At 63.3% G+C, this 11,096-nt stretch carries 11 protein-coding genes and 1 pseudogene (1 of these 12 cut by a window edge); 7 read left to right on the top strand and 5 right to left on the bottom strand.

The features are described 5' to 3' along the window. A partial coding sequence (locus GEU01_RS10160) for an IS5/IS1182 family transposase (protein ID WP_019085996.1) occupies positions 1-376 on the top strand: 376 nt, incomplete at its 5' end. Positions 377-407: 31 nt separating this feature from the next. Here the strand turns inward: GEU01_RS10160 and GEU01_RS10155 are convergent. Further along, positions 408-1,469: a transporter gene (locus GEU01_RS10155; RefSeq protein ID WP_198284458.1), complete on the bottom strand. Its 1,062-nt coding sequence runs from the start codon at positions 1,467-1,469 to the stop codon at positions 408-410. On the opposite strand from GEU01_RS10155, the gene GEU01_RS26255 reads away from it, so the two are divergent. Further along, entirely contained in the window at positions 1,411-1,557 is a 147-nt protein-coding gene (locus GEU01_RS26255; protein WP_198284459.1) for a hypothetical protein, read from the top strand. The genes GEU01_RS10155 and GEU01_RS26255 overlap by 59 nt on opposite strands. Positions 1,558-1,588: 31 nt before the next feature. Here GEU01_RS26255 and GEU01_RS10145 read toward each other — a convergent pair whose 3' ends face one another. The 3 genes from GEU01_RS10145 to GEU01_RS10135 form a co-directional block, all read right to left on the bottom strand. Beyond that, positions 1,589-1,987 (bottom strand): DUF3597 domain-containing protein, encoded by a 399-nt coding sequence (locus tag GEU01_RS10145; protein WP_026018650.1) that lies wholly within the window; start codon positions 1,985-1,987, stop codon positions 1,589-1,591. A gap of 75 nt (positions 1,988-2,062) precedes the next feature. Further along, entirely contained in the window at positions 2,063-3,361 is a 1,299-nt protein-coding gene (gene ahcY, locus GEU01_RS10140; protein WP_019085993.1) for an adenosylhomocysteinase, read from the bottom strand. Between the two features lie 80 nt (positions 3,362-3,441). Then, positions 3,442-4,491: a dipeptidase gene (locus GEU01_RS10135; RefSeq protein WP_026018649.1), complete on the bottom strand. Its 1,050-nt coding sequence runs from the start codon at positions 4,489-4,491 to the stop codon at positions 3,442-3,444. 190 nt (positions 4,492-4,681) lie between these two features. Between GEU01_RS10135 and GEU01_RS10130 the strand changes: the two genes are divergently transcribed. The 4 genes from GEU01_RS10130 to GEU01_RS10115 all read left to right on the top strand — a co-directional run bounded on the left by GEU01_RS10130 (position 4,682) and on the right by GEU01_RS10115 (position 8,675). Next, entirely contained in the window at positions 4,682-5,518 is an 837-nt protein-coding gene (locus tag GEU01_RS10130) for an aldo/keto reductase (RefSeq protein ID WP_019085991.1), read from the top strand. 159 nt (positions 5,519-5,677) lie between these two features. Further along, positions 5,678-6,916 carry a transglycosylase SLT domain-containing protein gene (locus GEU01_RS10125; RefSeq protein ID WP_019085990.1) on the top strand — a complete coding sequence of 413 codons (1,239 nt, stop codon included), beginning with the start codon at positions 5,678-5,680 and terminating at the stop codon, positions 6,914-6,916. Positions 6,917-6,951: 35 nt separating this feature from the next. After that, positions 6,952-7,569 carry a peroxiredoxin gene (locus GEU01_RS10120; RefSeq protein ID WP_010511216.1) on the top strand — a complete coding sequence of 206 codons (618 nt, stop codon included), beginning with the start codon at positions 6,952-6,954 and terminating at the stop codon, positions 7,567-7,569. 380 nt (positions 7,570-7,949) lie between these two features. Beyond that, positions 7,950-8,675 (top strand): CbtA family protein, encoded by a 726-nt coding sequence (locus GEU01_RS10115; RefSeq protein ID WP_019085989.1) that lies wholly within the window; start codon positions 7,950-7,952, stop codon positions 8,673-8,675. Here the strand turns inward: GEU01_RS10115 and GEU01_RS10110 are convergent. After that, complete coding sequence (locus GEU01_RS10110) at positions 8,666-9,859, bottom strand: extracellular solute-binding protein (RefSeq protein WP_019085988.1); 1,194 nt, start codon at positions 9,857-9,859, stop codon at positions 8,666-8,668. The genes GEU01_RS10115 and GEU01_RS10110 overlap by 10 nt on opposite strands. Before the next feature lie 231 nt (positions 9,860-10,090). Between GEU01_RS10110 and GEU01_RS22590 the strand changes: the two are divergent. After that, positions 10,091-11,096, top strand: a pseudogene (locus GEU01_RS22590) (1-acyl-sn-glycerol-3-phosphate acyltransferase) (it continues 124 nt past the right edge of the window).

The raw sequence follows: 11,096 nt of genomic DNA, 5'->3' as shown, positions 1-11,096 counted from the left end.
GATCATCGCCATGACTGACGCCCTGGGCAATCTGGTCCGCTTTACGCTTATCCCCGGCCAGCATTACGACACGGTCGGGGTGGCGCCGCTTCTCGAACCGGCTGATTTCGAGGGACTTCTTGCTGACAAGGCGTTCGATGTCCACTGGATCGTGGACACCATACGCGCGCAAGGGGCCCGCGTGGTCATTCCCCAGCGTCGGAACCGCCTCGACAGGCGACCTTTCGATGGAGCCCTGTTCAGGGCGCGCCATCTCATCGAGAACTTCTTCTGCAAGCTCAAGGAGTTCAAGCGCATCGCCATGCGAAGCGACAAGACCGACAGATCATTCGCAGCGATGATTTATCTCACAGCCGCAATCATCAATTCGCGTTAATTCCCAACAGACCCCAAAATAATGAACCGATTTACAGCAGTTTCATAATTTTCAGTAGCAGCCATGTAATCATCATGAATACGAAACAGATCCCGCCAGCTTCCACAGTGCCCAAGGTACCAGTGGCCAGGAACATGCCGCCAGTATTCATGCCGAAAAACCCGGTTACAAAGGTTGCGGGCAACATGAGCGTGGTCACGATGGACACGGTATACAGGCGGCGGTTGGTTTCTTCCGCCTGCCCCGACGCCAGTTCATCCTGCAGCGATCGTGCGCGGTCCTGTAGCGCCAGAAGATCATCAAGGGCCGCATGGATCTGGCGCTGCGAACGGTCGCGGATGTCATCTTCCGCCCATTCGGGCAGTTCTAGATCCTCGTTGTGGAAAATACGGTCCACGGGCGAGATCACGCGCCGCAATTCGGTCGAACGGCGGCGCACGCGGCCGATCAGTCCGCTTATGCGCCCGAAATCAGTGTGCTGGTCCAGTGTCAGCAGCAGGTCCTCGGCGCGGTCCAACTGGTCATCCAGCATGGCGATATTGCGCCGGACGGTATCGGCGAATTCCAGCAGGGTATGATCTACCACCTCGGCAGGGGAGTCGAATGACGCCCGCTGCATGGCCCGGTAAATCACCCCCAGTGCGGGAACCGGCTGGCGGCGCGTGGTGATCAGCAGGGTAGGCAGGACCGCAAAACGCCATGCGGACAGGTTTTTGTCGTCTTCCGACATGGCATCGTCAAAGCCGGGCAGGGCGCCATAGACGATATCGCCTTCCGCCTCGACATTGGTGCCCCGATCCGTGCTGCCCAACGCAAGGCGCACTTCCTCGGGCAGGCAGGGAATGGCCTGGATGTGGGCGCGACTGGCTGTGTGGACGATATCGTAATGCAGCCAGACCCAGGTGGCTGGCTCATCGGGGGGGTAGCCTTCAAGCGCGCGGGCAATCTGTTCATCCGTCAGGCGCTCGGGCTTCTGGCCCGGCTGGCAGGCAATGGCCCATACCAGTCCATTGGAGACAGAGGACGCGGATAACATGTCGGCGGACAGCCCGGTGGCGTTGTCCGTCATGGGAAAATCGGGGACGTTTCCCATCGCGTATCCCTTCGTCATGCTGCCGGTCTGGCCGGTTCTGGTGGCCCTGTCCATGGCTGATACGAAACGGGCGGCCGGTGGTCGTTGACCACGCGCCCGCCCGTTACGCCAGCGGCGTATTACTTCATCAGGTCAGGGGAGACCTTGCCGCCATTTTCCGCCAGCTTCTGCATGACCTGCTTGATCAGCCAGATGTTCATCGGCGCGGTGTCGTTCATGTCGCCGGTGTAGTGCAGTTCCGTCGCCAGTTCCTTACGCGCGGCCAGCGAGTTGTCGAGGCCCAGGAGGCGCATCAGGTCGACGATGGAGGTCTGCCAGTTCAGCTTTTCCGGATACTTGGCCGCCAGTGCGGTCAGCACGGCGTTCACGTCCACCGGCTGTGCCGGGGCCGCGGGGGCGGCAGCTGCCGGAGCCGCCGCGGGTGCCGCCGCGGCAGGCGCTNNNGTTGCAGCGGCCGGGGTGGCGGCGGCGGCGTGGCTGCCGAAAATCTTGGACAGGATTGAACCGAAGATGCTCATGTTTTCTTTCTCCATCACGTGATGGTCCGGCGGATGCCGGACCCGTCACGTATATGTTAGGGACGTTTGCTGCGCTCAGTAACGATACAGATCATTCTTGAACGGGCCATTGACCGGCACGCCGATGTAATCCGCCTGCGCTTTAGACAGCTTCGACAGCTTCGCGCCGACCTTGGCGAGGTGCAGGAAGGCCACCTTTTCATCGAGGTGCTTGGGCAGGGTATAGACCTTGTTTTCGTACTTGCCCGCCGGTGCCTGCCACAGGTCGATCTGCGCCAGCGTCTGGTTGGTGAAGGACGCGGACATGACGAAGGACGGATGGCCCGTCGCGTTGCCCAGGTTCACCAGACGGCCTTCGGACAGGACGATCAGGCGCTTGCCATCGGGGAAGATGACCTCGTCCACCTGCGGTTTGATATTGTCCCACTTGTAGTTGCGCAGCGCATTGATCTGGATTTCGGAATCGAAATGCCCGATGTTGCACACGATGGCGCGGTTCTTCATCTCGCGCATGTGCTCGATGGTGATGACGCCCTCGTTGCCGGTCGCGGTGACGAAGATATCGCCGCGGGGGGCGGCCTCTTCCATTGTCACGACCTCGTAGCCTTCCATCGCGGCCTGCAGGGCGCAGATGGGATCAACTTCTGTCACCAGCACGCGGCAGCCCGCGTTGCGCAGGGATGCGGCGGAACCCTTGCCCACGTCGCCATAACCGGCGACCACGGCAACCTTGCTCGCCATCATCACGTCGGTGCCACGGCGGATCGCGTCCACCAGGCTTTCACGGCAGCCATACAGGTTGTCGAACTTCGACTTCGTGACGCTGTCGTTGACGTTGATGGCCGGAACCCGCAGCAGGCCCTTCTTGGCCATGTCCCACAGGCGATGCACGCCGGTCGTGGTTTCTTCGGAGACGCCACGCACGTCATTGAGCATCTCGGGATACTTCTCGTGCATCAGCGTCGTCAGGTCGCCGCCGTCGTCGAGGATCATGTTCGGCGTCCAGCCGTCCGGTCCCTTGATGGTCTGCTCGATGCACCACCAGAACTCGTCCTCGGTCAGGCCCTTCCACGCGAACACGGGCACGCCGGTCGCGGCGATGGCGGCGGCGGCCTGGTCCTGTGTCGAGAAGATGTTGCACGAAGACCAGCGGACCGTGGCGCCGAGCGCCGTCAGGGTCTCGATCAGCACGGCGGTCTGGATCGTCATGTGCAGGCAGCCGGCGATGCGCGCGCCCTTCAGCGGCTTGGACGTGCCATATTCCTCACGGAGCGCCATAAGCCCCGGCATTTCGCCTTCCGCGATCGAGATTTCCTTGCGGCCCCACTCGGCAAGCGAGATGTCCTTGACCTTGTAGTCGGTGCTGGTGGTCATTTCTTATCCTGTATTCGTCAATGCGGCACAGGATATACCCCGTCAGGCGCGTGTGATCCAGAGCACGCGGAATTCCATGTTCACGCGATCGTGCTGGCGACATCTTCCGCCTGCTTCAGGATCCGCAGGAAATTTTCCCCCCACAGGGCCGCGATCTGGCTGCGGTCATAGCCACGGCGTAGCAGTTCCGCCGTAAGATTGGGCGATTCCGATGCATCGGCCCAGCCACGTATGCCGCCGCCGCCATCGAAGTCGGACGAGATGCCGACATGCTTGATCCCGATTCGCTGCACGGCGTAATCGATATGGTCCACGAAGTCAGCCACCGTGACCGGGCGTATGTCGCGCACGTCACGCGGGCGCAGGAAGGCGTCCATGGCGGTAATGTGGATGACCCCGCCACAGGCCTTCAGCGCGTCAAGCTGCCCGTCATCAAGGTTGCGCGGGTGATCGCACAGGGCGCGCACGCAGGAATGGCTGGCGAAGACCGGCGCGTGGGACAGTTCGACCGCCTGCATCATGGTGTCGCGTGACGTGTGCGACACATCGACCAGCATGCCGACGCGGTTCATCTCGGCCACGGCATCCCGGCCAAGGCCGGACAGCCCGCCGTGCAGCGTTTCGGGATCATCCAGATGGTGCATGGGCCGCGCCGAGTCCGCCAGCTGGTTGTGCCCGTTATGCGTCAGCGTCATGTAACGTGCGCCCAGCCCCTGGAAACGCGCGATAAGCGACAGGTCCCCGCCAATCGCATAACCGTTTTCCACGGCTGGAATGATGGCGATCTCACCCGCGTCACAGGTCGCGCGCACCGCCGCCGCCGTGTCGCATACCCGCACGCCCTCGATCCGGTCCGTCTCCCCGATCACGTGCAGCATGGCTTCCGCCCGGGTGGAGGCCGCCTCCTGCCCCGCCGCGTCACGCGCACCCTGGCCCACATAGGCCACAAGGCATGCCGCCCGCAGGCCGCCTGCGCGCATGCGCGGCAGGTCCACCCGTCGCGACGGCGCGCCCGTGGCGAAGTCGCCGCGATCCGGCCACGGGATGTCCACATGGGTATCAATGGTCAGCAGCGTGCGGTGCAGTTCCGTCGCATCGGTGACGGATATGTCGGTTGGTGTGTCAGTCATGGGGCCTCCAGCAATGGTGATAATGAACCACATGCAGCCCAGTCCTGAAAACTGGGCATAAACCAAAAGTGGTTACCTGTCGTTAGGGTAGGGACCGGCGACGCACGTCCAGCCCCCGGCCCGGTCGCCACCCTGCCGCCTGTGCGCCGGGGCACCATAGCCGCCGGGAGCGCCTGACGAAGGAACGACCATGACAACCTCCATCCCCCTGCTCAAGCTGAATGACGGCCACAAGATCCCCGCCATGGGGTTCGGCACCTATCCGCTGGACAACCCGCAGGCCGAAAAGGCAGTGCGGGAGGCCCTTGCGGCGGGCTATCGCCTGTTCGATACGGCGTCGCGTTACGGAAACGAAAGCGGGGTGGGGACCGGACTGGTCAGCTTCGACATCGGGCGTGAGGATATTTTCGTCACCACCAAGCTGCGTGGTGCCGACCAGGGATATGACAGCACGCTGCGCGCGTTTGACGAAAGCCTTGAACGCCTGAAGATGAGTTATGTTGACCTTTACCTCATCCACTGGCCGCTGCCCGCCAAGGACCAGTATGTCGAAAGCTGGAAGGCGATGATCCGCCTGAAGAAGGAAGGGCGCATCCGCTCGATCGGCGTTTCCAACTTCCTGCCTGAACACCTGCAGCGCCTGATTGATGAAACCGGCGTCACCCCCGCCGTCAACCAGATCGAGATGCATGCCGATTTCGCGCAGTCGGAACTGGTCGCCCTGCACAAGAAGCTGGGCATCCTGACCGAGGCATGGAGCCCGCTGGGGCGCGGCAAGCTGCTGGAAAATCCCGTTGTCAAACGGGTTGCGGACCGGCACGGCAAATCCACGGCGCAGGTCCTGCTGCGCTGGGTAATCGACTGTGGCGCGGTGCCCATTCCCAAGAGCGCGCATCCCGACCGCATGCGCGCCAACCTGCATGCGTTCGATTTCCAGCTCACGCCGGATGACATGAGCGACCTTGCCACGCTCGACAGCCCCCACAACCGCACCGGTGGCGATCCCGCCACCTATGTCGAGGAATAAAAGGCTGTTTTGAAAGAAGAAAAGTTTTTGGGTGCCGCCTTATTTTAAAAAGGCGGCGTTCTTCGGGGCTTTTTGAAAAAAGCTTCGCCAAAAACTTTTCTATGAATTCGCATCAACCTGACCTACCGGTTACATCACGGACATGCTGGCGGGTCAGGATTGCACAAGCCGAAGCCACGCTGTTATGGTGCGCCCGCCCGTCCCGTCGGGCGGGCCATGTTGGCGCGTCTGCCATGGGAAAATGGGCATGACCGGGATCATACCACCAGCATGGCACCAGCGCAGGCAGTAGCGGCATCTGACGAACATGACGGCCTGGCCGCGCAGGCTTCCTCCACGCGCCGGTCCCTGCGATGGCTGGCGCTGGGATTTGCGGGCATGCTGGCCGCCTGCGCCCACAATCCTTCGCCCGAAATGAGCGAGGAACAGATCCTTCACGAGGCCGAGTCCTATCGTGCCCGTGCCCAGAGCAACTATACCCCGCCGGGACCGCCGGAAGACCCATGGGGGCCGTATATCAACGAGGCCTCGCAGCGTTTCGACGTGCCCAGTGTCTGGATCCGCGAGGTCATGCGGCGCGAGTCGGGCGGCCAGCTTTATCATAATGGCCAGTTCGTGACCTCGCTGCCCGGCGCCATGGGGCTCATGCAGCTCATGCCGCCGACCTATGATGCGATGCGGGCACGCTACAACCTTGGTCCCGACGCCTATGACCCGCATGACAATATCGAGGCGGGCACGGCCTATATCCGTGAAATGTACGACATTTACGGCTCCCCCGGTTTCCTTGCGGCCTATAACAGCGGGCCGGGGCGGCTGGATGACTTTCTTGACCGCTATCATACCCTGCCCAAGGAGACGCGCGATTATGTCGCCTCCATCGGGCCACGGATCGCGGGCAGCACGCCCGTAAACCGTTCGCAGGCCGACCTGCTGGTGGAAGCGCGCGCCCTGGCCCGCGCGCAGGCGGCGCAGAATGCGCGTGGCGGGCAGAGCCGGGGTCGCCAGCTTCTGGCATCCGTTCCGCGCGGGGCCGCAGCCGATACGCCATCGCCCGAAGCCGCTGCCGTGCGTGCGGCATGGAGTGCCCGTGAACAGAGCGGCCTGTCCCCGATGGCCGCGGCCGGAACCCGTCCCGGCGTCATCAGCATGGCGAACAGCCATGACTGGGCGGTACAGGTCGGCGCCTATGGATCGATCGGACAGGCGGAGCATGCGGCAGGACAGGCGCGGGCGAAGGTTTCGTTCAGTGGCGCGCATACACAGGTCGCGACCGTTGCATCAGGGCGCCGTCATGTCTATCGTGCAAGGCTGACCGGCCTGTCGCACGAAGCGGCCCAGCAGGTCTGTCAGCGACTGGGTGGATCAGGGTGCCAGATCCTGCCGCCAACCACATGAAGGCATGGACCCTGCCCCGCAGGGTGTGAGGACACATGAGGTATTTTTACAGGCGTTCACGTTGGTCCCTGCCGGGACTGTGCCTGCCGCTGGTCGGTGTCATGGCGTTTGCCGGCTTTGTCTGCTTTTCCCCCGCGCGTGCGGCCCTGCCGGTTGGCAGCCAGGCCCCGATGTTTGATGCGCAGGCCACTACCAACGGCAGCGAGTTCGATTTCCGCCTGGCCGATGCGCTGCGGCAGGGGCCGGTGGTGCTGTATTTCTACCCCGCCGCCTTTACCCGTGGCTGCACCATGGAAGCGCATGACTTCGCCAACGCCATGGACCAGTACAAGGCGCTCGGCGCCACCGTCATTGGCGTTTCCACAGATGACATGCACACCCTCGACCGCTTTTCCGTAAGCGAGGGCCATGGTCGTTTCCCCGTCGCGACCGACCCGAAGGGTCAGATCGCAAAGATGTATGACAGCCACCTGCCGCTGGTGAACCGCGCCAGCCGTACGTCCTATGTCATCGCCCCCGATGGCAAGGTGATCTACGCCTACAGCGCCCTGTCGCCCAAGGGGCATGTCAGCGGAACGCTGGATGCACTGAAGCAGTGGCGCGCGGCGCAGGGCAACGCCAGCAAGGTCACGCTGCCTGCAAAGCCCCAGTAAAGGCCGATTTCAAAATAATATCCTGATAAAGATAAAAGTTTTTGGGTACCCCTTTTTTTTAAAGGGCGGCGTTCTTTGAAGCTTTTTGAAAAAAGCTTCACCAGAAACCTTTTATAATTCCAGATGGATTTCTGAAGTCGTCCTTAAGACCGCAACATTGACTTACGTTCCTCGCACGGTATTGACTGGCCTTTCCGTATCCGTGGGGAGAAGCCGGTGGGATTCCGGCACGGTCGCGCCACTGTACACCGCAGCCCCTGCGGAAGTCAGACCTCCCGGCGGATAGAACTTCATTCCGTTACGGGACGCGCTTTCCCGACAGGAGATCTGACCCTCATGTCCTTCATTCCGTTCCCCTGGCTGCATCGGGATATGCCCTGATGGCCGGACGCCTTCTGCTGCGTGGCATGCTGGCGGGCATTGCCGCCGCCGCCCTTGCATTCCTGTTTGCCCGTGTATTCGGTGAACCGCAGGTCAACCTTGCCATTGCGTTCGAATCCGCCATGGATGCGGCATCGGGTGAGCCGCCGGAACCCGAACTGGTCAGCCGGGGCGTGCAGGCATCCCTTGGTCTGCTGACGGCCGCCGTCATGTATGGCGCGGCCTATGGCGGGCTGTTTGCGCTGGTATTCTCGCTGGCATATGGGCGCATCGGCCGCTTTTCGCCGCGCATGCTGTCCATGCTGCTGGCGGGGGCGGGATTCCTGGCCGTGGTGCTGGTGCCAGACCTGAAATACCCGGCCAATCCCCCGGCGGTGGGGCAGCCGGAAACCATTGGCCTGCGCACGACCGCCTATTTTGAAATGGTCGTCTTTTCGCTGTGCGCACTGACGCTGGCGGTCCTGTCAGGCCGCGCATTGGCCGCGCGCCTTGGCAACTGGGGCGCGACGCTCTTCGGCGGGGCGGTGTTCGTGGTGCTGGTGGCGCTGCTGCAATGGGCGCTGCCCGATATCAGCGAAGTGCCGGACAATTTCCCCGCCACCCTGCTGTGGCGCTTCCGCGAGGCCGCCCTTGGCATGCAGATCGTGCTGTGGGGCGGCCTCGGGCTGGTCTTCGGCATGATGGCCGACCGGCTGCTGGGACGCGGCATGCCCCGTTACGGCTGATCCGGCGTATCATCCCCATCGTGCCCGCCGCCGATTCTGTCCGGCGTGGGGGCGGTGGTGGAGGTGTCTTCCTTCATGACCCTGTCCCATATCGCGTGCAGCCTGGCGTCCATGGCGTCATCAAGCACGGGGAAGAGATGGCTCGCCGCGATATAGGCAGGCTGCTGGTCCCAGTGCAGGGCGGCTTTCGTATCGGCATCCAGCGGCGCGTTGGTATTGGCGGGCATGCCCCAGAAACATGATGACGTGGCCAGCCGCGCCTGTGCCGCGGGCGTGCGCAGGTATTGCGCGAACGCCAGCGCCAGCGCCTTGCGCTGCGAGGCCTCGATGATCGAGATGCCATGCTGCCACCGGATGCCGCCCTGCCGGGGCAGGGTGAATGTCAGGTCCGGCCGCTGTTTCGGGGTGTCGGGCTGCGCCGTGGGCGTGCTGACCGTGCCGCCTTCGCCCACGCCCGCCGTGGTCCATGCGCCGCCGCCTACGACAATATCCACCACGCCATCGGCCAGCGCCTGCTGCACGCTGGCGCTGTCACCCACCAGTGTCGCATTGGCGCGCAGGGCCGCAAGCCTGTCCTGCAATGCAGGCAGGTCGGCATCCGTCAGGTGCGCGGGATCAAGCCCCAGCGCCAGGGCGACATAGGACAGGATGGGCAGGTAACTGTCATAAATCGCGATATGCCAGTGATAACGCGGCTGCCACACCGCGTTGATGTCCTGCATGTCCTGCGCGCTGACATGGGCCTGATTGAAGGCAACCGCGTGAAAGCCGTATTTTTCCGGCACGGAATACAGCCGTCCCTGGTATGAACCGGCGGCCGCGCTGGCAATGGCGGCGGGAATGCCATCCGACGGAAAATCCGCAGGATCCAGCGGCGCCAGCAGGCCGGCGGCGGCCAGTTGCGGGGCGGCGGTTTCCTCCAGGATCACAACGTCCCAGTCGTCCGCCTGCGACTGGCGCAGGATGTTTCGGGCGCTGGCGGTGCTGTCGATATCCTTGAAATGGACCCGTACCTTGTTGGCCTGTTCAAAGGGGCCAAGCAGTTCCGGGTCTTCATGGTCACACCATGTCAGCACGTTCAGCACATCATCCGCCGCCCGTGTCGGGCCGGGCTGGATGGCTGCAAGGATGATGAAGGCGGTCGTGGCGGCAGCAAGGGAGCCGCGACGGCTGCATGCGGACATAAGGGACAACTCCTGAAGGACAGGGCCCCAACATGGACGGGTATGCACGATGGGTCCAGTCAGGAAGGATTGCAGATGCGGCGGACAGGCCGCATGGCACATATATATATCCATGCACCCATAATATGACCGTATGATGAAAGGGTTGATGCACGCCGCGTCGTTGCGTGCAGGACACGCCCCGTGCCTTGCACGCTTTCGCCATATTGTCCCGCGCCATCAGGTGGGGCTATGGATAGGCGCATGATCGCCGATTTCATCCGCCGTCTTACCCGGCGTCGCGCCCCACAGCCTGTGTCCCGGTCCACGTCACGCGCCGCCCGTCCGGTGATCGCGCCGCAGCCCGGATCGGTCGCGGAACGGGATATCGCCAACACAACGGTCATGTCGTCGGGACGGATACGTGCCTGTGCCCGGACCGCGCGCGGGGTGGGCCGCCTGGCCGCCATTACCGTGTGGGTGCCGCTGTCGGTCGGGTTCGAGGCGGTGCTGCTGCTGGTGCCCGGCACGGCCAAGATCCGGTGGACGCGCATGGTCTGGGGCGGGCTGTGCCTGCTCCTGTCGCTGCGCATCCGCGTGGTGGGACGCAGGGCCGGCGGCGTGGGGGGCAGGCGCGCACGGCAGGAAGGCGAACGCCCGGTGATCTATGTGTCCAACCATTCATCATGGCTGGATGTGCCGGTGCTGGGCACGGTGCTGCCATCCAATTTCGTGGCCAAGGGCGATATCGAGGGCTGGCCCATCATGGGACTCGTCTCGCGCATTGGCCGGACCATATTCGTCAGCCGCCAGCGCAGCACCACCGGCCGCGAGCGTGACGAAATGCTGCACCGCCTGATGGTGGAAGGCGACAACCTGATCCTGTTCCCCGAAGGCACGTCGTCCGACGGGTCGCGGGTGCTGCCATTCCTGTCGGCCTTTTTCGCCATTGCCAAGCCGCCGCGCCTGCCACCGGGCAAGGGGCCGGTGGAACCGGAAAGCGAGGCCGAAGCCATCGCGGCACGTCCCGGCATGACGCCGCTGATCCAGCCGGTATCGGTGGTGTATGACCAGCTGGAAGGCGTGCCGGTCAACCGTGCGCGCCGTCCGGTCTTTGCCTGGTATGGCGACATGGAACTGGGGCCCCATGTGTGGCAACTGGTCAAGTGGCGTTCGATGCGTGCGACCGTCCTGCTGCACGCGCCGCTGGATCCGAATGATTTTCCCAGCCGCAAGGCGCTGGCGCAGGCGACATGGC

Origin of the sequence: Komagataeibacter europaeus LMG 18890 (genome assembly GCF_000285295.1) — a bacterium.
Taxonomy (GTDB): Bacteria; Pseudomonadota; Alphaproteobacteria; order Acetobacterales; family Acetobacteraceae; genus Komagataeibacter; species Komagataeibacter europaeus.
Note: the sequence above shows the minus strand (reverse complement) of the source record. Positions and strands in the feature narration are given on the sequence as shown.

What these genes read in the sequence shown, in the direction of transcription:
- GEU01_RS10110 (WP_019085988.1), bottom strand. Translation starts at nt 9,859, where the DNA reads ATGTCCGCATGCAGCCGTCGCGGCTCCCTTGCTGCCGCCACGACCGCC.
- GEU01_RS10115 (WP_019085989.1), top strand. Translation starts at nt 7,950, where the DNA reads ATGGCCGGACGCCTTCTGCTGCGTGGCATGCTGGCGGGCATTGCCGCC.
- GEU01_RS26255 (WP_198284459.1), top strand. Translation starts at nt 1,411, where the DNA reads ATGTCGGCGGACAGCCCGGTGGCGTTGTCCGTCATGGGAAAATCGGGG.
- GEU01_RS10130 (WP_019085991.1), top strand. Translation starts at nt 4,682, where the DNA reads ATGACAACCTCCATCCCCCTGCTCAAGCTGAATGACGGCCACAAGATC.
- GEU01_RS10135 (WP_026018649.1), bottom strand. Translation starts at nt 4,491, where the DNA reads ATGACTGACACACCAACCGACATATCCGTCACCGATGCGACGGAACTG.
- ahcY (WP_019085993.1), bottom strand. Translation starts at nt 3,361, where the DNA reads ATGACCACCAGCACCGACTACAAGGTCAAGGACATCTCGCTTGCCGAG.
- GEU01_RS10155 (WP_198284458.1), bottom strand. Translation starts at nt 1,469, where the DNA reads ATGGGAAACGTCCCCGATTTTCCCATGACGGACAACGCCACCGGGCTG.
- GEU01_RS10120 (WP_010511216.1), top strand. Translation starts at nt 6,952, where the DNA reads ATGAGGTATTTTTACAGGCGTTCACGTTGGTCCCTGCCGGGACTGTGC.